At 61.4% G+C, this 24,655-nt stretch carries 19 protein-coding genes, 1 tRNA gene and 4 pseudogenes; 10 read left to right on the top strand and 14 right to left on the bottom strand.

Annotated elements, in window-relative coordinates:
* Positions 1-2: 2 nt before the first annotated feature.
* Positions 3-1,384 (bottom strand): annotated as a pseudogene (locus G7067_RS11850) (M16 family metallopeptidase).
* A 283-nt stretch (positions 1,385-1,667) separates the two neighbouring features.
* Entirely contained in the window at positions 1,668-3,917 is a 2,250-nt protein-coding gene (locus tag G7067_RS11855) for a polyribonucleotide nucleotidyltransferase (protein WP_166324639.1), read from the bottom strand.
* A 273-nt stretch (positions 3,918-4,190) separates the two neighbouring features.
* Between G7067_RS11855 and G7067_RS11860 the strand changes: the two genes are divergently transcribed.
* Positions 4,191-5,039, top strand: a complete 849-nt coding sequence (locus G7067_RS11860; RefSeq protein WP_166324642.1) for a hypothetical protein — start codon at positions 4,191-4,193, stop codon at positions 5,037-5,039.
* A 76-nt stretch (positions 5,040-5,115) separates the two neighbouring features.
* Here the strand turns inward: G7067_RS11860 and serA are convergent, their stop codons facing one another.
* The 3 genes from serA to G7067_RS11875 all read right to left on the bottom strand — a co-directional run bounded on the left by serA (position 5,116) and on the right by G7067_RS11875 (position 7,648).
* On the bottom strand, positions 5,116-6,708 hold the full coding sequence (gene serA, locus G7067_RS11865) for a phosphoglycerate dehydrogenase (RefSeq protein WP_166324644.1): 1,593 nt from the start codon (positions 6,706-6,708) through the stop codon (positions 5,116-5,118).
* A gap of 146 nt (positions 6,709-6,854) precedes the next feature.
* The gene (locus tag G7067_RS11870) at positions 6,855-7,178 is read right to left on the bottom strand and encodes a hypothetical protein (RefSeq protein ID WP_166324647.1); all 324 of its coding nucleotides are present in this window, start codon (positions 7,176-7,178) and stop codon (positions 6,855-6,857) included.
* A 2-nt stretch (positions 7,179-7,180) separates the two neighbouring features.
* Positions 7,181-7,648, bottom strand: a complete 468-nt coding sequence (locus tag G7067_RS11875; RefSeq protein WP_166324650.1) for a hypothetical protein — start codon at positions 7,646-7,648, stop codon at positions 7,181-7,183.
* 70 nt (positions 7,649-7,718) lie between these two features.
* On the opposite strand from G7067_RS11875, the gene hrpB reads away from it, so the two are divergent.
* Positions 7,719-10,298 (top strand): ATP-dependent helicase HrpB, encoded by a 2,580-nt coding sequence (gene hrpB / locus G7067_RS11880; RefSeq protein WP_244301110.1) that lies wholly within the window; start codon positions 7,719-7,721, stop codon positions 10,296-10,298.
* Positions 10,299-10,597: 299 nt separating this feature from the next.
* Here the strand turns inward: hrpB and ilvC are convergent.
* The 5 genes and pseudogenes from ilvC to G7067_RS11905 all read right to left on the bottom strand — a co-directional run bounded on the left by ilvC (position 10,598) and on the right by G7067_RS11905 (position 16,235).
* A pseudogene (gene ilvC, locus G7067_RS11885) lies at positions 10,598-11,622 on the bottom strand (ketol-acid reductoisomerase).
* Positions 11,623-11,780: 158 nt separating this feature from the next.
* On the bottom strand, positions 11,781-12,290 hold the full coding sequence (ilvN, locus tag G7067_RS11890; protein ID WP_166324656.1) for an acetolactate synthase small subunit: 510 nt from the start codon (positions 12,288-12,290) through the stop codon (positions 11,781-11,783).
* Between the two features lie 2 nt (positions 12,291-12,292).
* Positions 12,293-14,095, bottom strand: a complete 1,803-nt coding sequence (locus G7067_RS11895; protein ID WP_166324659.1) for an acetolactate synthase large subunit — start codon at positions 14,093-14,095, stop codon at positions 12,293-12,295.
* An 82-nt stretch (positions 14,096-14,177) separates the two neighbouring features.
* Entirely contained in the window at positions 14,178-15,872 is a 1,695-nt protein-coding gene (ilvD, locus tag G7067_RS11900) for a dihydroxy-acid dehydratase (protein WP_166324662.1), read from the bottom strand.
* A gap of 123 nt (positions 15,873-15,995) precedes the next feature.
* Positions 15,996-16,235 (bottom strand): hypothetical protein, encoded by a 240-nt coding sequence (locus G7067_RS11905; protein ID WP_166324665.1) that lies wholly within the window; start codon positions 16,233-16,235, stop codon positions 15,996-15,998.
* 116 nt (positions 16,236-16,351) lie between these two features.
* Between G7067_RS11905 and G7067_RS11910 the strand changes: the two genes are divergently transcribed.
* Positions 16,352-16,567, top strand: coding sequence for a hypothetical protein (locus G7067_RS11910; protein WP_166324669.1), 216 nt, complete (start codon positions 16,352-16,354; stop codon positions 16,565-16,567).
* A gap of 150 nt (positions 16,568-16,717) precedes the next feature.
* On the opposite strand, the gene G7067_RS11915 is transcribed toward G7067_RS11910, so the two are convergent.
* The 4 genes and pseudogenes from G7067_RS11915 to G7067_RS15325 form a co-directional block, all read right to left on the bottom strand.
* On the bottom strand, positions 16,718-17,500 hold the full coding sequence (locus tag G7067_RS11915) for an ABC transporter permease (RefSeq protein WP_166324672.1): 783 nt from the start codon (positions 17,498-17,500) through the stop codon (positions 16,718-16,720).
* Positions 17,501-17,505: 5 nt separating this feature from the next.
* On the bottom strand, positions 17,506-18,411 hold the full coding sequence (locus G7067_RS11920; protein WP_166324675.1) for an ABC transporter permease: 906 nt from the start codon (positions 18,409-18,411) through the stop codon (positions 17,506-17,508).
* A 12-nt stretch (positions 18,412-18,423) separates the two neighbouring features.
* Complete coding sequence (locus G7067_RS11925) at positions 18,424-19,527, bottom strand: ABC transporter ATP-binding protein (RefSeq protein ID WP_205881144.1); 1,104 nt, start codon at positions 19,525-19,527, stop codon at positions 18,424-18,426.
* A gap of 2 nt (positions 19,528-19,529) precedes the next feature.
* Positions 19,530-20,594: pseudogene (locus G7067_RS15325) on the bottom strand (extracellular solute-binding protein).
* A gap of 363 nt (positions 20,595-20,957) precedes the next feature.
* Here G7067_RS15325 and G7067_RS11940 point away from each other — a divergent pair.
* The 7 genes and pseudogenes from G7067_RS11940 (at position 20,958) to G7067_RS11965 (ending at position 24,642) form a co-directional block, all read left to right on the top strand.
* Complete coding sequence (locus G7067_RS11940; protein ID WP_166324685.1) at positions 20,958-21,620, top strand: RraA family protein; 663 nt, start codon at positions 20,958-20,960, stop codon at positions 21,618-21,620.
* Positions 21,617-22,426 carry a carbon-nitrogen hydrolase family protein gene (locus G7067_RS11945; protein ID WP_205881145.1) on the top strand — a complete coding sequence of 270 codons (810 nt, stop codon included), beginning with the start codon at positions 21,617-21,619 and terminating at the stop codon, positions 22,424-22,426. The genes G7067_RS11940 and G7067_RS11945 overlap by 4 nt, the downstream gene beginning before the upstream one ends.
* 9 nt (positions 22,427-22,435) lie before the next feature.
* Entirely contained in the window at positions 22,436-22,714 is a 279-nt protein-coding gene (locus G7067_RS15290; protein WP_166324688.1) for a GntR family transcriptional regulator, read from the top strand.
* Entirely contained in the window at positions 22,711-23,160 is a 450-nt protein-coding gene (locus G7067_RS11955; protein ID WP_166324691.1) for an FCD domain-containing protein, read from the top strand. Before G7067_RS15290 ends, G7067_RS11955 begins: the two co-directional genes overlap by 4 nt.
* A gap of 194 nt (positions 23,161-23,354) precedes the next feature.
* Positions 23,355-23,774 (top strand): annotated as a pseudogene (locus tag G7067_RS15005) (Na+/H+ antiporter NhaA); the annotation flags it as partial.
* Positions 23,775-23,950: 176 nt separating this feature from the next.
* Positions 23,951-24,463 carry a Na+/H+ antiporter NhaA gene (locus G7067_RS15010; protein ID WP_341872834.1) on the top strand — a complete coding sequence of 171 codons (513 nt, stop codon included), beginning with the start codon at positions 23,951-23,953 and terminating at the stop codon, positions 24,461-24,463.
* Between the two features lie 106 nt (positions 24,464-24,569).
* A tRNA-Lys gene (locus tag G7067_RS11965) sits at positions 24,570-24,642 on the top strand.
* Positions 24,643-24,655 lie beyond the last annotated feature (13 nt).

Genomic DNA, 24,655 nt, shown 5'->3' on the forward strand with positions numbered 1-24,655 from the left:
ACCTACTCTGTTGCGCTGAGCGTTGAACGGGTCGTGTCCCCCACCGCTACAACGGTGAGCGGCGCGGCAGCGAGGGTCGCCGCGATCTCCCGAATCTCCTCGGCGGTGACCGCGTGAAAGCGCTCGAGAGAAACGTCGAGGTCAAACAGTTCGCCGCTGCCCAGCTCCGCCCGAGCCAGACGCCCCATGCGGGTGTCAGAATCCTCGAGCGCGAGCGCCGTCGATCCCGCGATCTGACCGAGGGCACGTTCGTGCTCTTCTTCGGTAATACCCGCATCAGCAATGCGCTGCAGTTCAATCAGACTGAGCTCCACAACCTCCGCCGCATTTTCGGGGGCGGATCCGGCATACATGCCGAAGAGTCCCGCGTCGGAGTAGCTCGCTCCGAAGGAATACGCCGTGTAGGCGAGGCCCCGCTTCTCGCGGATCTCCTGGAACAGACGGCTTGACATGCCGCCACCGAGCACGGCGTTCATGATCCCGAACGCGAAGCGCCGAGGGTCGCCTGCGCGAAGACCCGGAGTGCCAATCATGAGGTTCAACTGTTCGCTCTGTCGTTCCGTGATGGACACCCGTGGCCCGCCTGCCGTGTCAAGCCGCTCCGGCACGGGCGTCAACTCCGCATTCTGCGGCCGCCGCACGGGCCGCGCTTCGTGGTCGGTGTGCCAGCGTTCTTCCGGCGAGAGATTCAGGGCAGCAACGACCTGTTCCAATAGCCGGTCATGGTCAACCGCGCCGGCGGCGGTGACAACGAGCGTCGAGGGGTCGTAGCGGTCACGGTAGTGGCGATCCACGTCGTCACGACGAGCGGCGCGAATCGTCTCGGGGTTCCCACCAATCGGGCGCCCGAGGGGGTGATCCGTGAGCACCTCCTCAAAGAAACGCTCGTTTGCGACATCCGTGAGATCGTCAGCGGCCATCGCAATCTCTTCGAGGATCACGCCCCGCTCGTTCTCAAATTCTTGGGGATCGAGCACCGAGTTCGCGACCATATCGGCGAGCACCGTCACGGCGCCGTCGAGGTCGGCGTCGCGCACTTTCGCGTAGTAACAGGTGTATTCCTTCGCGGTGAGGGCGTTGTGCTCCGCTCCGATGCGGTCGAAGCTGGTGGCGATCGTGTACGCGTCACGCTCGGGGTGCCTTTGAACAGCAGGTGTTCGAGGAAGTGCGTGGATCCAAGACTGCCCGGTGCATCTTCACGCTCGGCCTGTTCGTCACGGGATCCCACCCCCACCCAGAACCCGATCGCGGCACTGCGGGCGCCGGGCATCTGCTCGGTCAGGATACGCAGTCCGCTCGGGTGGACGGAGCGGCGCACAAGCCCTCCGCTCAGGTCGACGGCGAGCTCAGGAAGGTCGAGGGGCAGAGCAATCGGTTCACGCATCCTTCAACCCTATCCGCTGCTTGCGAGACCAGAGGTGGGCTGAGTGCAAGTGGAGCGCGCTTTGTGTCAGTCAGAAGTTGAAGCTAGGGGGGATAGTCAACTTTTGCGACAAAAAACGCGCTCCACATACTAAGACTCCGAAAGGTCCAAAATATTACGCGGTTTTGAAGACATTCTTGAAATCCGCTCAGAATTCTCGATGCTTGCGATGATCAGGGGCCGCGAAACGCAGAATGCCCGCCGCCCCAAATAAGGGGTGACGGGCATTCTGCAAAGACGAGGATTACTCGGCTGCGGCCTCGGCCGGAGCTTCAGCAGCTTCTTCCTCAAGCACAGGCTCGAGCGAGAGCTTGCCACGATCGTCAACCTTCGTGATCTTCACGAGAATCTTCTGACCGATCGAGAGCACGTCATCAACGCTGTCGATGCGCTTGCCACCGGCGAGCTTGCGCACCTCAGAAATGTGCAGCAGGCCGTCCTTACCGGGGAGCAGCGAGATGAAGGCGCCAAACGCGGCGTTCTTCACGACAGTACCGAGGTACTGTTCACCGACCTCGGGGTTCTGCGGGTTGGCAATCGCGTTGACCTGCGCGCGCGCAGCCTCAGCGGAGGGGCCATCAACCGCACCGATGTACACGGTGCCGTCGTCGTCGATCGAGATATCAGCACCCGTGGTGTCCTGAATCCCGTTGATCGTCTTACCCTTGGGCCCGATGAGTTCGCCGATCTTGTCGACGGGGATCTTGACGCTGATGACGCGGGGCGCGGTCGGCGCCATTTCGTCGGGCGTATCGATCGCCTGGTTCAAGACGCCGAGGATCGTGGCGCGGGCTTCCTTCGCCTGCGTCAGGGCTCCAGCGAGAACATCGGAGGGGATGCCATCGAGCTTCGTGTCGAGCTGCAACGCGGTAATGAACTCAGAGGTACCTGCAACCTTGAAGTCCATATCGCCGAGCGCGTCTTCCGCACCCAGGATGTCGGTGAGGGTCGCGTAGCGCGTCTCGCCGTTGACCTCGTCGCTGACAAGACCCATCGCGATACCCGCGACGGCGGCGCGCAGCGGCACACCGGCGTTCAGCAGTGACAGCGTCGAAGCACACACCGAGCCCATTGAGGTCGAGCCGTTGGAGCTCAGCGCCTCTGACACCTGGCGGATCGCGTAGGGGAACTCATCGCGTGCCGGCAGCACCGGCACGAGCGCGCGTTCTGCGAGGAAGCCGTGGCCGATCTCGCGACGCTTCGGGCTGCCTACACGACCGGTCTCACCGGTGGAGTAGGGCGGGAAGTTGTAGTGGTGCATGTAGCGCTTGCTGGTCGTGGGCGACAGCGAATCGATCTGCTGCTCCATCTTCAGCATGTTCAGCGTGGTGACGCCCATGATCTGAGTTTCGCCGCGCTGGAAGATCGCCGAACCGTGCACGCGCGGGATGACCTGGACCTCGGCGTCAAGCGCACGAATGTCGCGCAGCCCACGGCCGTCGATGCGGGCACCGTCGGTGAGGATCCTGCCGCGAACGATCTTCTTCGTGACCGACTTGTAGGCGCCGGAGACCTGGCCTTCAGCGGATGCGTCGAGCGTGCCGGCCTCAATCTTGGCGACGATCGCTTCCTTGACGCGAGCCTTCAATGCGTCATCGGCGTCCTGGCGCTCCTGCTTGTCGGCGATCTGGTAGATCCCCGCGAGCTCCGCCTCAGCGAGCTCGGCGACCGCAGCGTAGACCTCATCGGTGTAGGGCAAGAAGACCGGGTATTCCTGGATCTCCTTCGCCGACTGCGCGGCGAGCTGCTCCTGAGCCTTGACGAGCTGGGACAGGAACGGCTTTGCGGCCTCGAGCCCCTGCGCGACGATTGCCTCGTCTGGCTTCGTTGCGCCAGCCTTGATGAGATCCCACGAACCCTCGGTTGCCTCTGCCTCGACCATCATGATCGCGACGTCTTCCTTGCCGTTCTTGTCGACGACAACACGGCCGGCGACCATCAGATCGAAGACGGCTTCCTTCAGCTGTTCCTCGTTCGGGAACGCTACCCACTGAGTTCCGATGAGCGCGAGACGCACACCGGCGATCGGGCCAGAGAACGGGAGGCCCGAAATCTGGGTGGACGCACTCGCGGCGTTGATCGCGAGGGCATCATAGAACTCGCCCGGCGCGATCGACAGCACGGTGACGACAATCTGAACCTCATTGCGGAGGCCGTCAACGAAGGACGGGCGCAGGGGGCGGTCGATCAGACGGCACACGAGGATCGCCTCGGTCGAGGGGCGACCCTCGCGACGGAAGAACGAACCGGGGATCTTGCCTGCGGCGTAGGACCGCTCTTCAACGTCAACCGTCAGCGGGAAGAAGTCGAAGTGATCCTTCGGGTTCTTCGAAGCACTGGTGGCCGAGAGGAGCATCGTCTCCTCGTCGAGGTACGCGGCGACCGCGCCCTGTGCCTGCTGCGCGAGGCGTCCGGTCTCGAACCGGATCGTGCGCTTGCCAAACTTGCCATTGTCGAGAACTGTCTCGGCGAATTTAATCTCAGGACCCTCCACGGGTACTCCTTACATACGTGAGCGCGCGACAGGCAGCCTAGGACGCTGCGAACGACCGCAGGCGCTGATCAACAGTAGAAGGCCACCCTGCCGGGTCACACGCTCTTGCGTGAACTGCACCGGGAGAGGGATCCACCACCGAAGACCAGCCAACCGGTCGACATGCTCGGTTCCTCTTTGTTTCGCAGGCAGATGCCTACCTGCAAAAGGATAGCACCGGGGGTCCGAGAGTCGAGTGTTACACTCTGGATACCTTCAAGAGGAGGGACGTCAATGTCGAATTTCACACACGCGGTGGGAGTGATTTGCGCCGGCGTTCTCGCATTCGCGGGAGTCGCAGCGGCGAGCCTCCTTTCCCCTGCAAGCGGACCCGCGGAAGAACCTGGCCTACGCGGCCCCACCGGCGTCATCACCGCAGGACCCACACTGATCGGCCGCTGGCAGGCACCGAAACCCGCGAACCAAAACGCCTACGTCGAGTTCACCGAATACGGGATCTGGTTCGCCTCCGACGGCTGCAACACGCTCGATGGCACCTGGAGCCACGGCGCTGGTGAAGCACTCAGGGTTCGCTCGAAAGATGTTATGACGGCCATCGGCTGCGATAACCTCCCCATCCCAACCGTCATCGCGAGCGCGCAATCGGTCAGTTTCGAAGAACACGGTGATCGCGCCCGCTTTACGGCCGCCGACGGCACCAAGACAGAGCTCATGCGAACGCACGACACGAGCGTCACTCTCGAAGGCCGCTGGGTCTCCGACAACCCGGCAAGCACCGGACACGCCTATCTCGACTTCAAAGCAGACGGCACGTGGAGAGGATCCGACGGCTGCAATAGTGCGCTCGGTTCATGGGAACTCACCGCGAACCCGAACTTCGATCCCACAGCTATGGCGGAGTTTTCCATGGAGTCCATGGCACCCGGGCTGCTCACCATCGGTGGATACTCGGGTAGCACTGATATCGGCTGCGAAACCGCGGATCCCCAGCTACCACTCGCGCTCGAAGCAACGACCTGGTTTGGCTTCACCAACGCCGACAAGATCTGGCTCGTCGGAGACTCGACCCTGCAGCGGGCCGACTACCCGCCGACGACGCTGATCCGCGACACGGTCTCCTGATACGACGCAGGACACTAGTGGCGCGTTCGCTGGTGCCGGAGCGAGATGAATCGCCCCGGCACCAGCCCTTTCTGTACTACAGCGCGTCGATCTCGATCCTGCTGAGACGTTCAGCCCCAATGGCGCTGCGAAGATCCGCGATCATCTCGTCGGCGACCGGCCCATCAACAGAGACGACGGAGAGCGCGGTGCCCTTCTTTTCGTCACGGGCGATCTGCAGACCGGCGATGTTCACACCAGCGTCGCCGAGCAACTTGCCATAGCTCGCAACGATGCCGGGGCGGTCGGTGTAGCTAAACACGATCAGGTGGTTCGGGATCGGCAGCTCCACCTCGTAGCCATTGACCTCAACGATCTTCTCGATCTGCTTCGGCCCGGTCAGCGTCCCCGAGACGGAAATCTGCTCGCCGTTCGTGAGCGCACCGCGGAGCGTGATGACGTTGCGGTAATCCTCGGCAACGGTGTCGCTCGTGAAGCGCACCTCGACGTTGCGCTGCTCGGCAAGCAGCGGGGCATTCACATACGACACAGGATCGCTGACGACCTTCGAGAACACGCCCTTCAGCGCCGCGAGGCGCAGCGCCTCAACGTTGCGCTCCGCGAGCTCACCGTGCACCTCAATGTCGAGAGAAGCGATCGCGCCGTCGGCGAGGCCAGCAAACACCTGACCGAGCTTCTCAGTGAGGGGCAGCCCGGGGCGCACATACTCGTCAATCACACCGCCAGCGACGTTCACGGCGTCGGGCACCAGATCGCCCGCAAGCGCAAGACGCACCGATTTCGCGACGGACACGCCCGCCTTCTCCTGGGCTTCTTCGGTCGACGCCCCCAGGTGGGGGGTGACGTTGACGTTCGGGAGGCCCGTGAGCGAGGTATCGGCCGGCGGCTCCTGCATAAAGACGTCAAGCGCCGCGCCAGCAATTTCACCGGCGGCGAGCGCTGCAGCAAGCGCAGTTTCGTCGATGAGTCCACCACGAGCCACATTCACCACATACGCGGTCTTCTTCATCGCCTTAAGCTGCTCAGCACCGATCATGCCGAGGGTTTCGGGGGTGCGCGGCATGTGGATCGTCAAGAAATCGACACGCTCAATCAGTTCCTCGAGCGTCACCAGCTGCACCCCAAGCTGCTGGGCCCGCGCTGCAGTGACGTAGGGGTCGAAGGCAATGAGCTCGACACCAAAGCCGCGCAGGCGCTCGGCGATCAGGGCGCCGATGCGGCCCAGCCCGATAATGCCGACGGTCTTTTCGTAGAGTTCGATACCGGTGTAGGAGGAGCGCTTCCACTCCCCCGCCGACAGCGAGGCGTGCGCGCGCGGCAGGTGCCTGGCGAGTCCCAGAATATGGGCGACGGTCAACTCCGCGGCGCTAATGATGTTTGAGGTTGGCGCGTTCACGACCATCACGCCAGCCTGTGTTGCGGCCTTAATGTCGACGTTGTCGAGTCCCACCCCTGCGCGCGCGACCACCTTCAGCTTGGGTGCCCAACTGAGCGCCTCGGCGTCGATCTGGGTGGCGGATCGCACCAGCACAGCATCGGCATGCTCGAGTTCCTGGCGCAGCGCGTCGCGATCCGTGCCGTCGACGTGCACCACCCGGAAATCTGGGCCGAGAGCGGCGATAGTGGCGGGTGAGAGTTGTTCAGCGATCAACACGACCGGCGCAGACATCAAACGGTTCCTTCGGAGCTTTGGCGACAGAAACTTTCACACGCCAGAAAGCGCGCAGAAGGCTAGTCTACCGTCGCGAAGCTGTGCCGACGTACGCGAAGACACCGCCAGGATTCCCCCGCACCCTGGCTGGACCGTCTGCGTCGCTACGAACCGAAATACGTGTAGGTCGGGATCGCGTACATGACGTCAATCTGCACCACCGACACGACAGCAACACCAACGGCGAGGAACAGGATCCGCGCCCACGCAGCACGGCGCCGCGCGGTCCATAGCGCACACGCCAGTATCAGGATCGGGAGCGCTATTCCGGCGATGAGCCAGGCCCAGCCGGAGACGCTCAGGCCAAGCCCGAGCCGTTCCGCATACCCGATCATGCCGATCAGGTTCCCCACGGCGGCCACCGCGGCGTACACGTAGAGGGCAGCCAGCATGAGGCCAACGATCCAAGCGGTCAACGTTTTCAGCACGGTTAGCCTCCCTTCGCGATCAGCATGGGCAACGGAAGCAGCACGACGGCACCGATGCAGAGCATCAAAGCGAGCCGCTTCGTGCGTCCGCCGCGAGCCGCCGCCAAGGAGACGAGGAACCACAGCGGGGCTGCCAACGGCGCAGCCCAGAAAAGGATCTGCTGCAGCACGCCACCGACGGATCCGCTGCCCGCCGCGGCAGCCGCGTTCATGCCGGAGTAGGCTTGCGCGACCACGAACCAGCCCCAGGTGTAGAGCAGGTAGAGGCCGCCAAACACCCCAAAGAGCACGAGCGCGCCGTTGCTGAGGCCCACGGAAGTCTCGGCGCCGTCTTGCGTCTCTTGTTCTTCGCTCCCGGGGCCCCCGACGGGATCCTCCGCGGCGGGAAGGTTCGGCTCCTCCTCGATCTTCCAACCGGAGGCGATGCTGCTTTCGCGTGCCCCCGCTCCCTCTTTTTCTGCATTCCTCAAGCTTAACTGCGACGTGCTCCGAGTACGCAGCAAAGATCCCCAAGCCCGAGCGCGCCCTAGAATTGGCGATGTGAATCGGTCGCCCTTCAATCTCTCCGCCATCGGCGCCGGGCTGATCGTGGCGGATCACCGCGAAGAGCTCGAGGCCGCCGCCGCGGCGGGCGCAATGGTCGTTACCGCCCCGCCGGGGACAGGCAAAACCACCTTCGTACCGCCGCTCGTGGCTGAGCTGCAGCGGGACTTTGGGGCGACCATTCTGACCCAGCCGCGACGAGTTGCCGTGCGAGCGGCAGCCTCGCGGATCGCATCGCTTAACGGCTCCGCGCTTGGCGGGTCCGTGGGCTTCACTGTGCGCGGCGAGCGACAGGTTTCTGCACAGACCCGTCTCGAGGTAGTGACCCCCGGGGTGCTACTGCGGCGCCTGCTCTCAGACCCGGGCCTCGACGGCGTCGGCGCGGTGATCCTGGACGAGGTGCACGAGCGTTCAATAGACAGCGACCTGCTGCTCGGCATGATCGCGGAGGTGCGCGCGCTGCGGGAGGACCTCCTGGTGGTCGCGATGTCGGCGACGCTGAATGCCTCGCGGGTTGCCGAGATTCTGGGCTGCGGATCCGGCGCTTCCGTCCCGGCACCGATCGTCGAGATCCCCTCCGCGTTGCACCCGCTCGCGGAAGACTTTGCCCCCTTCGCCGGAGCACGCCTCGACGACCGCGGGGTCACCCGCGACTACCTCAGCCACGTTGCCGCCGTCGCTCTTGAGGCACGGTCCACCGACAACTGCGATGCGCTCGTCTTTCTGCCCGGCGCCCGCGAGGTCGACGAGGTGGTGCGGCGGCTTCGCGAAACCGCTCAGGGCCCGCTTGAGGTGCTGCCGTTGCACGGTCGTGTTTCGGCGCGGGATCAGGATCGCGCCGTGCACGGCAGGGACGCCGGCGATCCGCCGCGGATCGTCGTCAGCACCTCCCTCGCGGAAAGCTCATTGACAGTGCCGGGGGTGCGGCTCGTCGTCGACTCGGGCCTCGCGCGCGAGGTGCGGCGAGACCGCGCACGCGGCATGACCGGGCTCGTTACCGTGAGCGCATCACGTGCGAGCGCCGAACAGCGTGCGGGCCGTGCGGCGCGGCAGGGCCCGGGCCGTGTGGTGCGCGCGTATTCGGAGGCCGAGTTCGCCAGAATGCCCGCCGAGTCTCCTCCCGAGATCGCCTCGGCAGATCTCACAGACACGGCACTGTTGCTTGCCGCGTGGGGCACCCCGGGAGCGGTCGGCCTTGCGCTGCCGAGCGCCCCTCCCGCGGCGGCAATGAGGGAGGCCGTCGCCGAGCTCCGCACGCTCCACCTCACCGATGACTCAGGTCTTCCCACTCGCGATGGCGCGAGGATCGCACGCCTGCCTGTCGGGGTCCGCGATGCCAGGGCCCTGATCGAGGGAGCACGCGAACTGGGTGACGCCCGCCTGTCCGCGGAGGTGGTTGCCGCAATTTCTGATGACCACCGCGATCCCGGGGCCGACTTGCCGCGCCTCCTCCGCGAGTTGCGCGCGGGCCAGGCCCCGGGGTCACAGCGGTGGCGTCGGGAGAGCCGACGCCTTGAGCAGATCGCCGGCGCCGAGACGGGAATTGCTGCGGGCACCGGTGAGGCATCGCACCCATCGGATGCACCGGGCATCGTGGCCGCGCTTGGGCGACCCGAATGGATCGCGCGCCGTGTGGCGGAGGGATCCCGCGCGTACCTCCTCGCGAGCGGGACCCGGGCTGCGCTTCCCGAGGGCAGTGGACTGATCGGCAGCGAGTGGATCGCGGTGCGCGAGGTGCAGCGTGCGAGCGGACGCGCCGCTGACGGTACGGGCGCGGTGATCCGGCTCGCCGCCCCCATCTCCGAACACGACGCGCTGCGGATCGGCGACGCACTTGTGGTCCGCGAGCGCCGGGCGCGCGTCGAGGACGGCCGCGTTCGGGTGCTGACGGAACACCGCTGTGGCGCGATCCTGCTCACTTCGACGCCGGTCGCCGCGACCGATGCGGACACGGCGCCCGCGTTCGCAGCACACCTGCGGGAGCACGGCCTTGCGGCACTGAACTGGTCAGACGCGGCGCTTCAGCTGCGAGCGCGGCTCGGGTTCCTCAGGCGGGAGCTCGGCGAGCCGTGGCCCGCCGTGGACGACGACGCGCTGCTCGCGGGGTTGACGGCCTGGCTGGGTCCGGATCTTGACCGGCTGAACGCGGGATCCTCGCTCGCACGCATCGATCTCGTATCGGCGCTTGGGCGACTCCTGCCGTGGCCGGAGGCGGGCAGATTCGAGGATCTCGTACCTGCGAGCTTGACGGTGCCCTCGGGCTCGACGGTTCGCATCACCTATCCGGACCCGAGCGATCCCGAAGCGCCTCCCATCATCGCGGTCAAACTGCAGGAGATGTTTGGGCTGGCTGAGACGCCACGGCTCGCGGACGGCCGGGTGCCGGTGCTGGTGCACCTGCTCTCCCCCGCGCGCCGGCCACTCGCGGTCACCGACGACCTCGCCTCGTTCTGGAACGGCCCCTATCAGCAGGTGCGCCGGGAGATGCGCGGCCGCTACCCGAAGCACCCGTGGCCGGAGGATCCCTGGACCGCCCCGGCCACGGCCCGCGTCACCCGCCCGCGGCCGTTTGCCTAAGAACACCGATTCACCCTAGAACACCTGATTTTCAATAGTTTGAGGTGTTCTGCGTCGAATCGGTGTTCTCAGTGAACTCACTCTCCTCGGCGGGATCGCAAGCCACAGCACTACGTTCGTGCGAGTAAGAACCGGCTCACGTCAAATCCCCACTCAAGGGATCACAGGGATGCCCCTGCTCCCATGCAGCAATCTCGGCCTCATCGGCTCCACTCAGCACGACCGCATCGTCCTCGCATCACGACATAACACAGCGGGGCGCCCGGGAAACCCTGGACGCCCCGCTGTATGCAAACGAACTAGCGCGCGACGCTGCCGTCGACGTAGTCCGCATCGGTCTGCTTCCACGAGAACAGCTTGCGCAGCTCGCGACCGGTGGTCTCGATCGGGTGCTTCTCGCCCTTGGTGCGGAGCTCGATGAATTCCTTGCCACCGTTGTCCTGGTCATCGATGAAGCGCTTCGCGAAGGCGCCCGACTGGATGTCAGCGAGCACGGCCTTCATGTTTTCCTTGACGCTGGGGTCGATAACGCGCGGGCCGGAGACGTAGTCGCCGTACTCGGCGGTGTCAGACACCGACCAGCGCTGCTTGGCGATGCCGCCCTCCCACATCAGGTCCACGATGAGCTTGAGCTCGTGGAGCACCTCGAAGTACGCGATCTCGGGCTGGTAGCCGGCCTCGGTGAGCGTCTCGAAGCCGTACTGTACGAGCTGCGAGGTACCGCCGCAGAGCACAGCCTGCTCGCCGAAGAGGTCCGTCTCGGTCTCCTCGGTGAAGGTGGTCTTGATGACGCCGGCGCGGGTGCCGCCGATCGCCTTCGCGTACGACTTCGCGGTGTCCCACGCGGTGCCCGAGGCGTCAACCTCGACGGCGATGATGTCGGGAATACCGCGGCCTGCCTCGAACTCGCGGCGCACAGTGTGGCCCGGAGCCTTGGGAGCGACGAGGATCACGTCGACGCCCTCGGGGTCTCGATGTAGCCGAAGCGGATGTTGAAGCCGTGCGCAAACGCGAGCGTCTTGCCCGCGGTGAGGTGCTGCTTGATCGAATCGCGGTAGATCGCGCGCTGGTGCTGATCCGGAGCGAGGATCATGATCAGGTCAGCCCACTCAGCTGCGTCAGCTACGGTCTTCACGGTGAAGCCGGCCTCCTCGGCCTTCTGGATCGACTTCGACCCCTCTTTGAGGCCGATAACGACCTCGACGCCCGAGTCGCGCAGGTTCATTGCGTGCGCGTGTCCCTGTGAGCCATAGCCGATCACGGCGACCTTCTTGCCCTGGATGATCGACAGATCAGCGTCGGCGTCGTAGTACATCTCAGCCATGTTGCGGCTCTCCTTTATGTTGTGTGATTTCGGTAAATCTGTTTGTTCTGTGGGGTGGTTTCCGCCGATTGAGCGGAGTCGAAATTAAGGAAATGGCCTTGGGTTTCGACTCGCTTCGCTCGCTCAACCGGCGGATGGACTCGGGGGCAGCAGAGGCACTAGTTCTTGAAGACTCGCTCCGTGATGGACTTGGATCCGCGACCCATAGCAATGAGCCCCGACTGCGCGATCTCCTTGATCCCGTAAGGCTCGAGCACCTTCAGGAACGCGTCGATCTTGCCGGTATCCCCCGTGACCTCGATGGTCAGGGCATCCGGGACAACGTCGACCACGCGGGCGCGGAAGAGGTTAACGGCCTCCAGCACGTGCGAGCGTGTCTGGTTGTCGGCGCGGACCTTGATCAGGACGTGTTCGCGCTGCACCGATCCCGATTCCTCGAGTTCGACGACCTTGATCACGTTTACCAGCTTGTTGAGCTGCTTCGTCACCTGCTCGAGCAGTGTCTCGTCTTCATCAACAACCACGGTGATCCGTGACAGGCCCCGCATTTCGGTGGGGCCCACGGCGAGGGACTCGATGTTGAAGCCGCGACGGGCAAAGAGCCCAGCGACACGGGTCAACAGGCCCGGCTTATCCTCTACCAGGAGGCTGAGTACGTGACGGCTCATTTTTACTCCTCCTCCCACTCGGGGGCGTGCTCAAGGGCGTACTGAATATCGCTGTTCGAGGTGCCTTGGCGGACCATCGGCCACACCATCGCATCCGAGCTGACGACGAAGTCGATGACCACGGGGCGGTCGTTCGTTTCGAGGGCAAGCTTGATGGCGTCGTCGATCTGGTCTTCGCGTTCGACCCGGATCGCAAGGCAGCCGTAAGCATCGCCGAGCTTCACGAAGTCTGGCACGCGTGCGCTGCCGTGCCCGGTGTTGAGCTCGGTGTTCGAGTAGCGACCCTCGTAGATCAGAGTCTGCCACTGCCGCACCATGCCGAGGGATGAGTTGTTGATGATCGCGACCTTGATCGGGATGTTGTTGACCACGCAGGTCGCGAGTTCCTGATTGGTCATCTGGAAGCAACCGTCGCCGTCAATCGCCCAGACCACACGATCCGGCTGCGCAACCTTCGCGCCCATCGCCGCGGGCACCGAGTAGCCCATGGTGCCGGCACCGCCGGAGTTCAGCCACGCGTTCGGGCGTTCATACTTGATGAACTGCGCCGCCCACATCTGGTGCTGACCCACACCCGCGACGTACACGCCGTCTGGGCCGGTGAGCTCACCGATGCGCTGGATCACGTACTGCGGCGAGAGGAGGCCATCGCTGGTCTCGCTGTATCCCAGCGGGAACTTCTCCTGCAGCATCCGCAGCCGCTCCCACCACGGTGAAATCTCGGCGCACTCGCGGCTGACCTTCGCGGTCGAGACCGCGGCAATCAGATCCGCAATCACCTCGGCGGCGTCACCCACAATGGGCACATCTGCGGCGCGGATCTTGCCGATCTCTGCGGGGTCGATATCTGCGTGGATCACCTTCGCCTCGGGAGCGAAAAGCGCGGCCTTCCCCGTCACGCGATCGTCGAAGCGCGCGCCGAGAGTGATCAGCAGGTCAGCCTCCTGCAGCGCAAGCACCGCGGGAACCGTACCGTGCATGCCGGGCATGCCGAGGTGCTGCGGGTGGGAGTCGGGGAACACGCCGCGCGCCATCAGGGTCGTCACGACGGGCGCGCCGACGAGTTCGACCAGGTGCCGCAGTTCCTCCGCGGCTCCGGCCCTCACGACACCGCCGCCAACGTAAAACACGGGGCGCTGCGCCTGCGAAATGAGTTCAGCTGCAGCCTGAATCTGCTTGCTGTTGGCTTTCGTGATGGGGCGGTAGCCGGCGAGGTCAACGCGCGGATCCCACACGAAGTCGATGAGCCCTTCCTGCGCGTCTTTCGTGATGTCCACGAGCACGGGGCCCGGGCGACCCGTCGACGCCAGATGATAGGCGGCCGCGATAGCACCGGGAATGTCCTCCGCCTTCTTTACCAGGAAGGAGTGCTTCGTGATGGGCATCGTGACGCCCATGATGTCGGCTTCCTGGAACGCATCGGATCCCATCAGGTGAGAGAACACCTGGCCGGTGATCGCGAGCAGCGGCACCGAATCCATGTAGGCGTCGGCGATCGCCGTCACCAGGTTGGTCGCGCCCGGCCCGGAGGTAGCGATGCACACTCCGACCTTGCCGCTCGAGGAGGCAAAGCCCTCTGCCGCGTGGCCACCGCCCTGCTCGTGGCGAACGAGGACGTGGCGAAGCTTCGGCGCGTCCATGAGAGCGTCATACAGCGGCAACACCGCGCCGCCGGGAAGCCCAAACACGTCGGTGACGCCCAGCGATTCAAGGCTGCGGACCACCGCTTGGGCGCCGGTCATCTGCTCGCCGCGAGGCGCTACGGTATCTGTTTGATGTGGCACTGCACTCGATTCCGAGGTCATGTCTTGCTTTCTCAATTGAAGGTGTCATGCAATACATGCGAGCAGCATCTGCGCAGAGATGCGACTGTGTTGCTCGACGCGGTTAACCCGTAATCGCACCCTCAGAGGCGGAATGTACGAGCTTGGTGTACTTCGCGAGTACACCACGCGTGTATCGCGGGGGAAGCGGGGCCCAATTTTCTCTGCGGGCCTCTAGCTCAGCGGGATCCACCAGCAAGTCGAGCGTTTGAGCGGCGATATCGACCCGAATCAGGTCACCGTCGCGCACCAGAGCAACTGGACCTCCGTCCGATGCCTCCGGTGCAATGTGGCCGATACACAGTCCGGTTGTGCCGCCTGAGAATCGCCCGTCCGTCAATAGTAGTACATCTTTGCCGAGCCCAGCGCCCTTGATCGCGCCGGTGATCGCGAGCATCTCGCGCATCCCCGGTCCGCCCTTGGGGCCCTCGTAGCGAATCACCACGATATCGCCCTTGCCGATCTTGCCCTCGGTCAGCGCGTCCATCGCGGCGCGCTCGCGCTCAAACACTCGCGCGGGGCCCTCAAACACCTCAGCGTCGAAGCCCGCGGTCTTCACCACGGCGCCGTCCGGTGCGAGCGAACCGTGGAGAATGGTGAGACCGCCAGTCGCGTGGATCGGATCGTCAAGCGTGTGGATCACTTTGCCGTCAACCGGATCCGGATTCAGCTCCGCCAGGTTTTCGGCCATGGTCTTGCCCGTCACCGTCAGCGCGTCACCGTGCAGCAGCCCGGCATCGAGCAGGGCCTTCAGGATCACAGGAACGCCGCCGTGGCGGTCGATGTCTGCCATGACATATTTGCCGAACGGCTTCATGTCTGCGAGGTGGGGCACCTTCGCGCCGATGCGGTTGAAGTCTTCGAGCGTCAGATCCACCTCAGCTTCACGCGCGATCGCAAGCAGGTGCAGCACCGCGTTCGTTGAGCCACCGTAGGCCATGAGCAGCGTGATCGCGTTCTCAAAGGCCTTGCGCGTCAGAATGTCGCGCGCCGTGATCCCGAGCCGCAGCATATTGACGACGGCCTCACCCGAGCGGTGCGCATAGTAGTCACGGCGACGGTCCGCGCTGGGCGGCGCAGCGGAGCCGGGAAGGCTCATGCCGAGCGCTTCCGCGATCGATGCCATCGTGTTCGCGGTGTACATGCCACCGCAGGCACCCTCACCCGGCGCGATCGAGCACTCGATACGCTTCAGGTCTTCTTCGCTCATCGTGCCTGCCTTGCAGGCGCCAACCGCTTCGAAGGCGTCGATGATGGTGACTTCCTTCTCAGTGCCGTCGGTGAGCTTGACCCAGCCGGGAGCGATTGACCCGGCATACAGGAACACCGATGCGAGGTCGAGGCGCGCGGCGGCCATCAGCATGCCGGGAAGCGACTTGTCACAGCCGGCGAGCAGGATCGAGCCGTCAAGCCGCTCCGCCATCATGACGGTCTCGACGGAGTCGGCGATGACCTCGCGCGAAACGAGCGAGAAGTGCATCCCTTCGTGGCCCATCGAAATGCCATCCGACACCGACACCGTGCCGAACTGCAGCGGATACCCTCCGCCCGAGTGCACGCCTTCTTTGGCTCCCTGGGCGAGCCGATCTAGGCTCAGGTTGCAGGGAGTGATCTCGTTCCAGGAGCTGGCGATGCCGATCTGGGGCTTGTCCCAGTCTGCGTCTCCCATACCCACGGCGCGGAGCATTCCCCGGGCTGCGGCTTTTTCGATCCCATCGGTAACGTCGCGACTGCGCGGTTTGATGTCATTCTCAGGCATTGTCCCATTCTATGCCTACGCCGCATGCCGTGACGTCTATCACCTCGGAGGCCTCGAACGGGAGAAAAACAAGGCGGCTGCGGGGAGCAACGAAGCTCCCCGCAGCCGCCTCAAAAAACGTGGCTACTTGCCGATCGCGGGCAAGATCCCGAAGGGGATAATGAAACCGAGGATGACGGAAGCCGTGCCCGCCGCGAAAATCCAAAGCTCCGCGGCCTCAAGGACGGGCTGGAACCCAAAGCTCAGCAGCGCCATCCCACCGATGACGAGGACAACGGAAAGCAGAAACCCAATAAAGGTGAGCGCGCTCACCGCTCCCTGCGAGCTCTCCTCGAACAGATCCTGAGTATCCTGCTTTGCCATGCCCGTCTTCTCCTCGGTCGACTCTCGTGCAAATCCTCCCGCAGTGCGGGTGCTCAGACCCAGCGTATCGCATGCGCGTTAGGCTTATCTCATCTCAAGCCCTACGAGGAGGCACCGTGTCAATCGGCAAATACGTCACGAACCCCGGGGTGCTCGGCGCCGCCGCTGGAGCGCTCAGCACGGCAAAACGCACACAGAGCATGCGTAAAGACTGGCGCCGCTACATTGTGTGGGGAGTCTGGGCAGCAGGACTCGCCCTCGCTATTGCCGGGGTTGCGATGCAGGAGGCCGAAGAAGACCCCAGCCCCAGCCGCCTGCCCCGGAGAGCATAGCGCTAGTTCAGACAATTCTGGCCATTCAGAACCAATGGAGGTCATTCCCTCTCCCCGCATCAGTGCACTCTGCGTTCAGCACAATGATTTCGATGCTGCATGTCTGGCCGAACTTCAGTTCACCGAGCCCAGCCAGACGCGCGAGCAACGCTAGTTATTTACAACCTTTCGTAAGCCGACAGCACGCTCAATAACCAGCACAATCACCACGGATAGCCCGATAAGAATCACTGAAAGCGCCGCAAGACCTGGATCGGACCGGTACTGAAGATACCTAAACATCTCTACCGGCAGTGTGGTGTGACCTGATCCAGCAACAAATAGTGAAATCACGGCCTCATCAAATGAAATAATGAACGCCATCACACCGCCGGCGAGAATCCCCGGAGCAATGATCGGCAGTGTGACTCTTCGAAATGTCGTGAAAGCATTTGCACCGTGCACCCGTGCCGCTTCCTCACACCGCATGTCGCTAGTCAATAAACTCGAAAGAGTCGTTCGGATGACATAGGGAACGGTCACCCCAAAATGCGCCAACACGATTCCGGGATAGGTGCCAACGAGACCTATTGGCTGGAATACCAGCAAAAGGCCAAGACCAAGTACAACTCCAGGCACAAGAAGCGGCGACAAGAAAAAGCCCGACACCGCTCCTTTCCCAGGGAAGTCATACCGTGCTATCGCCAAAGCGACTGGCACTCCGAGAAATAACACGATGACCGCAACGATAGATGCAGTCACTAGGCTCACCTGCGCGCCTTTCATAAGCGCCGTATTCCCTATCACACTCTCATACCAGGCAAACGACGGAGCCCCGATTTCGATGGCCAAGCTCTTCCCCTGGTTGAACGAGATAAACACGACCGCAATAATCGGGGCGAGCAGGAAGAGGTACACGACCGCAACTACGATTCGATTCAGAACTTTACCCATGACATTCACCCCTCAAATCGTTTGATAAGTCGCTGATATGTAGCTACAAGAACGCCGAAGAAAACCAACAATATGACGGACAAGGCTGAAGCTAGTGGCCAGTTCAGGGTTTGAGTCGCTTCGTTGTACACCTCGGTTGCCAGAATGAAGACACGTCCGCCTCCCAACAGTTTCGGAGTCACAAACGAGCTCACGGCTAGCACGAAGACCAGGAGGAATCCAGTGAACACTCCTGGAAGCGAGAGTGGCAACGTCACTCTCATAAACACTTTGAACTTCGAAGCGCCCAAGGATCCAGCGGCTTCTTCCAGAGAAATACTAATGCGCCCAAATCCAGAAATCATTGCCAAGATCGCGTAGGGCATTAAGATTTCAACAAGTGCAATTGAAGTACCCAGGAAGTTGTTACTGAGTCGCATTGGAGTACTGATAAGCCCAAAGTTCACCAACGCCTCATTTACCACACCCTTGTCTCCAAGCAACGCCATCCACCCAAAAGTCCTTGCAACAGCAGAGGTGAGAAGCGGTGCGATGGCCAGGGCCATCAGCACGCCCTTCCATCGCGAGGTTGTTCGTGTAAGAAAAAGTGCAATTGGGTACGAGAGCAATATGGAAAACAGCCCACACACAAGCCCGAGTAACAAAGTGTTTCCAATCACCTTCCAATAGAACGGGTCAGCGAACGTCTCAACATAGGAGGTGAGTGTTGCTCCCTCAATGAGCTGGCCACCTGGGCCGTTCTCATTGAGAGACATCCGGATCATGACGAAAAGCGGCAGCAAGAAGCTCACAAAGAGCCCGATGATACCTGGAATGATTAAGCCAAGGACGGAGTAATTAGTACGCCTTTTGGCCTTAACCGACTTCACGTTCGCGCTGATCAGTTCCGTATTGGTATGTTCAACGGCCATCAGAAACTCACCTCACCCTTCCGGGACGAGATACGCGTCGCCCGGCTCGAATGAAATCAGAGCGTCATCGCCAACAAATAGATCTTCATGCGCTGTACTGAGTTTGTCGGCTCGCATAACTTGCCCGCCATCGAGCTGCAGGTCATAACTACGCACATTCCCCGTGTAGCTCGACGCGATCACACGGGCACGCGCGGTGGGCAACGTTCCGCCGTGTGCGCTATTCACAGCTGCAACGGAGAGTCGGTGAGGGCGAACGACGAGAGATGCCTGATTTCCGATGCCCTGGGCACCCCCTACGAGTAGTCGCCCGAAGAGCGCCGATGTCACTTCATATGACCCTGCTGGTCCCACCTCAACGGACTCCACCTCAATAAAGTTCGCCCTCCCCACAAAATTTGCGACGAACATCGTTGCAGGATTTTCATATATTGCAGTCGGCGTATCGTACTGCTCAATCACACCGTTATTCAAGATCGCGATTCGGTCAGCCATATCGAGTGCCTCATCTTGATCATGAGTCACGAAGAGTGTAGTGGTGCCCGTTTCCTGTTGAATGGATCTGATTTCCCGGCGCATTGCCTCGCGCAACTTAGCATCGAGGTTTGAGAGCGGTTCATCCAGAAGAAGCAGCGTGGGGTTCGTGACAAGCGCACGCGCGAGGGCAACGCGCTGCTGCTGACCGCCGGAGAGCTCCGCCGGGCGACGACCCTTTAAGTGCGAAAGCTGAACTTTTTCGAGCGCCTCCAACGATCTGACTCCCACCTCCGCGCGGGGAACTCTAAGCATCTGCAGGCCGAACGCAACATTTTCCTCGACAGTCAAATGAGGGAAGAGAGCGTAAGACTGGAAGACCATACCCATACCTCGTTTGTGCACGGGTATTGAAACAACATCTTTTCCGTCGACGAATATCTGCCCTGCGGTTGGTTCCAAAAGCCCCGCAACCATTCGTAGCGTTGTGGTCTTTCCACAGCCCGATGGGCCCAACAGGGCGACAAGGTCGCCCTGTTGAACATCAAGATTCACATCGTTCACCGCTGGGGCGGTGGTTTTCGGATACGTTTTCTTTAGTTGTCGAATTGACAAGTACTCAGGATTCAGGTCGCCACTCATTCTTATCCTCCGATGACGCTACGACGCCACTGCTCGGTCCAATCATCACGATGGTCGGCGAGCCAGATCCAGTCAATATCGACGATTGCCGGATCTGCAGAATCAGCGACACGGTCCTTCACCGACTCAGGCAGTTCAGCATCTGAAACCACTGGCGCGTAGAAGAGAGCCTCAGCAAATGATTCTTGAGCTTCCTTGGAAAGCGCGTAGTTCATGAATTCCTGGGCAGCAGCAGCTTTCTCACTTCCCTCAACAAGATTGATCGTGTTGATTTGGAAACCGATGCCGTCGTCCGGTTGAACAACGCCCATCGCGCCATCGGATTCTTCAGAAAAATACTGTGCTCGAGCATTCCATCCGACCCCAAATTCGGACGTGCCGGAAATGACCGGCTGGTACACATCAGGCACAGGTTCCCAAGTGTTCACGAGCGGAGCCAGCTTCGCCAGTTCCTTGATGGCTGGCTCGATGCCATTCTAATAATCTACGCCAAGATTATTCGCGGTGAGAATCGTTAGCGTGTGCCCCTGAATATCCGGCGGTGCAGGAATTGATACAGAGTTTTCAGGAGCATCCCAGAGATCGGCGATGCCGGCCGGGGCCTTACTCACAGCAGAGGTGTTGTACAGCACAACGAGGTTGTCAAAGGTAACCGCAGGCCCGTAACCATCAGCATTCTGCCCTAGCTCCACTACATTTGCGATATTGGGCACTGTCTCTTCAGAGACCTTCGCGAAGAGCCCTTCCTTGTTCCCCGTATGAGCAACCGACGCATCGAGAATTGCAACGTCGATGGTTGGATTTGATGCTTCGCTCCGAAGCTTACCCAGCATCTCGGCACTGTTCTGAGCGGGAACAAAGCTCACCATGATGCCATTTTGGGATTCATTGAATTTATCAATGACAGCGGTCGTGTATTGGTCTTCGAACAAAGCGGCGTAGCCAAGAACCCTAATCTCGACAACCTCAGAACTCCCTAGTTCTGCAGCTCCGGCCCCGCTACAGGCGGTAAGAGCAAGGGCAGAAATGGCTATCGACGATACGCCTATTTTGGTCTTGAATGACATGGTGCTTCTCCTTTGAAGTACGCGGTAGGAGGGCCCTACCTGGATCACCCATGTCAGCAAGCCTGGTCAAAAGTGACCCTATTCGAGGGCATCCAATCAAGCAAACATTAAAAGTAACAATTGAATAACGGGAGAGCTTGAGCGCTGCCACCGATTTATGGAAACTTTGAATTGCATTGAAGGTGAAGTCCGTGAAGATTCATCAACCCCGCGGCTTGCATTTTCTCTCGACCCTGTTAATCTGTATTGCACGTGTATACAACACGTACACAATCCATGCAGCAGCCTGGTCAGCTTCCTGCGATGTACACACAAAGAGGTGTGCACGTTTAGCCATACAGTGCCACCGGAAAGGCCAACCCAGTGTTCCAATTCAATGCAATGCCAACCCAAATATCTGAGGTTTTGCGCAAATCGCTCCTCACCGTACAAACCTCTACGCTTGGTCATCTTCGCGACAACGGCTTCATTCAAGGGCTCACACCAAATCAACGCCCCATCCAGTTCGCGGGCACCGCGGTTACAGTGCGCCTGCCACACATGGATTCGACTGCACTTCACGTCGCCGCAGACCAGCTCCGACCCGGCGACGTACTCGTCGTGGATCAATCAGGGGATGATCGATCTAGCTTTGGCGGCATGGTCGCATTCACGTCCAAGAGCCGTGGCGCAGAAGGGGTGATTCTCGCAGGAGCGATGAATGACTTTGAAGAGGTTCTTGAACTCGGCCTACCAGTCTACTCTCGGGGCGTTTCCGCTCGCACAACCAGAATCCTGGGGATTGAAGGAGCGATTAACGTCCCAATCACCATTGGAGGCGTTGTAGTAACTCCGGGTGACGCGGTTTTCGCCGATTCTGACGGGATCGCGGTGCTTCGAGAAAACGAGATCGAGGCAGTTGTCGCCGATCTTCAGTCAAAAGAAGGTGCCGAACCCTCAAAGAAGCTAGAAATCGCGGCAGGTGCAAGACTCTCTGAATGGAGCGGTGCAGCCAAATACTTCGAGACGACCGGAGCCAGCTTATGAGCACGATAGAACTCTCCGTAGCCCAGTTTTCTGCGACTCAGGACATCGAGAACAACAGATCGATCTCCGTGTCACTGATCAGACGCGCTGGCAGTTCCGCAGACCTCGTGGTCCTTCCCGAAAACGCGATGTATTCGGATCCAACGAAGGAGGGTCCAGCAGCCGGATATTCCGAACCGCTTGACGGACCATTTGTATCCGCGATTCGTGAGACAGCAAAACTTGCAGCGATCAATGTGGTAGTTGGGTTCACCGAGTCAAGTGATGAAGATCGTCCGTACAATACTCTGATCTTTGTCGATGCCACCGGTGAGCTCTCAGGTGTCTACCGCAAGATTCATCTCTACGACGCATTCGGCTATCGTGAGTCCGACTCGGTCAAAGCTGCCGAAACGGCTGTGCCGCTCGTGTTTGAAATAAAAGGCGTCAAAGTAGGGGCCGAAACTTGCTACGACCTGAGGTTCCCCGAGGTGAGCCGCTGGCTGATTGACCACGACGTTGATGTCATTGTCCTCCCAGCAGCTTGGGCCGTCGGCCCGATGAAAGAAATACACTGGGAAACACTTATCCGCGCCCGTGCGGTGGAGAACACTGTCTATTTTGCGGCATCCGGCCAGACTGGCCCTCACTGCACCGGACAAAGCATTATCGTTGATCCGTTGGGAACGGTCAGAGCTTCTGCGGGAGTTGAGGCTGAGGCCATTGCAACAACCACCATTAGCACTGAGCGCATCGCGCAGGTTCGTGCGGTAAACCCGTGCCTTACAAATCGTCGCTTTACAGTAAAGCCGAACGTCTATACGTAGAATCAAGTTATGGATGTCCTCCCAGATGTGACGCACGCCCGGTTCGGAGGCTGGTCAACTCAGACTCAACTCCCACCGGGCTTGCGCCCGCCCGGTGTTAAAGCTCCGGACTACGTCTACCGCTACCTAAAGAATCTAATCGTTACTCTGCAGTTGCCACCCAAGGCCATCATTACTGAGACTCAGATTGCCGAAGCTGTGGGCGTTTCACGAACCCCTGTGCGTGAAACCTTTTCTCGCCTCCAATCAGAACAACTCCTCAGCCTGATCCCCACCGTGGCGCCATGATTCCTGAAATCACCCTGAGATCAATTCAGGAGCAAGCAGTAACCCGTGCGGTGCTAGAGGGGTATGGCGTCGAGTGGATATGCACGCACAGAGTACAGATTGCGGACCGCCTACATGAACTCGTGGAAACTCAGCGGGCAATTTATGAAGATGATCCGGAACGAATAGTTGACATGGTTCTTACCGATAAAGAGTTCCACTGGACCCTTGTTAAGGCAACCGGTAATACCGAGTTTGCCCAACTGTACAATTCGATCCATGACCGTCAGCTTCGGATTGGCATAGCACTGTTTGGTGCATTAAAGCAACGTCGCTGTGACGCCATAGAGCAGCACACCGAGATCGCCACGGCGATCGAACAGTTTGATCTCACGACAGCAAAGCGCCTGCTTGAGGACCACCTCGTCGGAAGTATCGATCAAGTAGCTGGAATTTTCACTAATTAGTTCCTCCAGCTACACTAGGGCGCGGTGAGTCGGGAAGCCTGGTCGACACGTATCCGTTGACCCCGGAGGTACCTACAATGACGAACCCACATCCAGCTTCGCGACGACGCCGCATCCTCGCGCTCGTGAGCAAACGTGAGGCTGCGCGGGTCAGCCGCCTCCTCCGCGCAGACGTGGTCGGCGGCATCATCGTCATGGTTGCGGCCCTGCTCGGATTTGTCGCCGCCAATTCACCCGTCGCGGACGGCTACTTCGCGCTGCGCGACACCAAACTCGGGCCGGAGTCACTCGGGCTGAGCCTCAGCATCGGCCACTGGGCCTCCGACGGCCTCCTCGCCATTTTCTTCTTCATGGTCGGACTCGAATTGAAGCGCGAGTTCGTCTCCGGCGCGCTGCGCAAATTCTCCACCGCCGTCGTGCCGGTAGCGGCAGCTTTCGGCGGCGTTGCCGTGCCCGCGCTCATCTACGTCGCCTTCACCGCGGGAACGCCCGCAGCGCACGGCTGGGCGATCCCCACCGCAACAGACATCGCGTTCGCCGTGGCGGTGCTCGCGCTCATCGCGCCCCGCATTCCGCCTGCGCTGCGAATGTTCCTCCTCACACTCGCAGTGGTCGATGATCTCATCGCGATCACGATCATCGCGATCTTTTACACCGATGCCGTCAGCCTCCTCCCCTCGCAATCGCGCTCGTACCACTCGCGCTCTACACCTTCATTTCCCACCGTTTTGCCAAGCAGCTGGCGGCGTCAGCATGGGGCGCGTGGTTGGTGCTCCTGCCGCTCGGCATTATGGTGTGGGCACTGTTTCACGCATCAGGGATCCACGCCACCATCGCGGGCGTCGTACTCGCGTTCACGGTGCCGGTATCGGGCCGTGGCGGGACACAGCTCGCCGAAACCTTCGAACACCGTTTCCGTCCACTCTCAACAGGAATCGCCGTCCCCATCTTCGCGTTCTTTGCTGCGGGAGTTGCGGTGGGCGGGGAGTCGCGCTTCCCCTTTGATCCGATCGCGATCGGCGTCATGGTCGGCCTGGTCGTAGGCAAGCCGATCGGCATATCGTTGGTGACGTGGATCCTGACCCGCTGGACTCGCGCGGAGCTCGATCCCGCCGTGCGGTGGCGCGAACTCATCGGCGTGGGGACGCTCGCGGGCGTCGGATTCACCGTCTCGCTTCTCGTCACCGACCTCAGCTTCGACCACCCGGCCGACGCTGACACCGCCCGTCTCGCGGTGATGGTGGCGTCCATCGTCGCAGTCGCCGTTGCGGCAGCGTTTCTGGTGCGTCCGCGCCGCGGCTAACGCGCACCGAACCCTCCGACACGCGCGGAGAACCGGAAGATATCGCCACAATTTGAAGCCCTCCCCGCAGCATGCTAACGTTGCTTTGTTGCTCAGCGAGTAGCACGCGCCTCTAGCTCAATTGGCAGAGCAATTGACTCTTAATCAATGGGTTCCGGGTTCAAGTCCCGGGGGGCGCACCGGCAAGGCCCG

It is taken from the genome of Leucobacter insecticola (genome assembly GCF_011382965.1).
Classification (GTDB): domain Bacteria; phylum Actinomycetota; class Actinomycetes; order Actinomycetales; family Microbacteriaceae; genus Leucobacter; species Leucobacter insecticola.

Coding starts and splice junctions, on each gene's coding strand:
- G7067_RS11860 (WP_166324642.1), top strand. CDS start 4,191: ATGTCGAATTTCACACACGCGGTGGGAGTGATTTGCGCCGGCGTTCTC.
- serA (WP_166324644.1), bottom strand. CDS start 6,708: ATGTCTGCGCCGGTCGTGTTGATCGCTGAACAACTCTCACCCGCCACT.
- ilvN (WP_166324656.1), bottom strand. CDS start 12,290: ATGAGCCGTCACGTACTCAGCCTCCTGGTAGAGGATAAGCCGGGCCTG.
- G7067_RS11895 (WP_166324659.1), bottom strand. CDS start 14,095: ATGACCTCGGAATCGAGTGCAGTGCCACATCAAACAGATACCGTAGCG.
- ilvD (WP_166324662.1), bottom strand. CDS start 15,872: ATGCCTGAGAATGACATCAAACCGCGCAGTCGCGACGTTACCGATGGG.
- G7067_RS11905 (WP_166324665.1), bottom strand. CDS start 16,235: ATGGCAAAGCAGGATACTCAGGATCTGTTCGAGGAGAGCTCGCAGGGA.
- G7067_RS11915 (WP_166324672.1), bottom strand. CDS start 17,500: ATGGGTAAAGTTCTGAATCGAATCGTAGTTGCGGTCGTGTACCTCTTC.
- G7067_RS11920 (WP_166324675.1), bottom strand. CDS start 18,411: ATGGCCGTTGAACATACCAATACGGAACTGATCAGCGCGAACGTGAAG.
- G7067_RS11925 (WP_205881144.1), bottom strand. CDS start 19,527: ATGAGTGGCGACCTGAATCCTGAGTACTTGTCAATTCGACAACTAAAG.
- G7067_RS11945 (WP_205881145.1), top strand. CDS start 21,617: ATGAGCACGATAGAACTCTCCGTAGCCCAGTTTTCTGCGACTCAGGAC.
- G7067_RS15290 (WP_166324688.1), top strand. CDS start 22,436: ATGGATGTCCTCCCAGATGTGACGCACGCCCGGTTCGGAGGCTGGTCA.
- G7067_RS11955 (WP_166324691.1), top strand. CDS start 22,711: ATGATTCCTGAAATCACCCTGAGATCAATTCAGGAGCAAGCAGTAACC.
- G7067_RS15010 (WP_341872834.1), top strand. CDS start 23,951: ATGGTGTGGGCACTGTTTCACGCATCAGGGATCCACGCCACCATCGCG.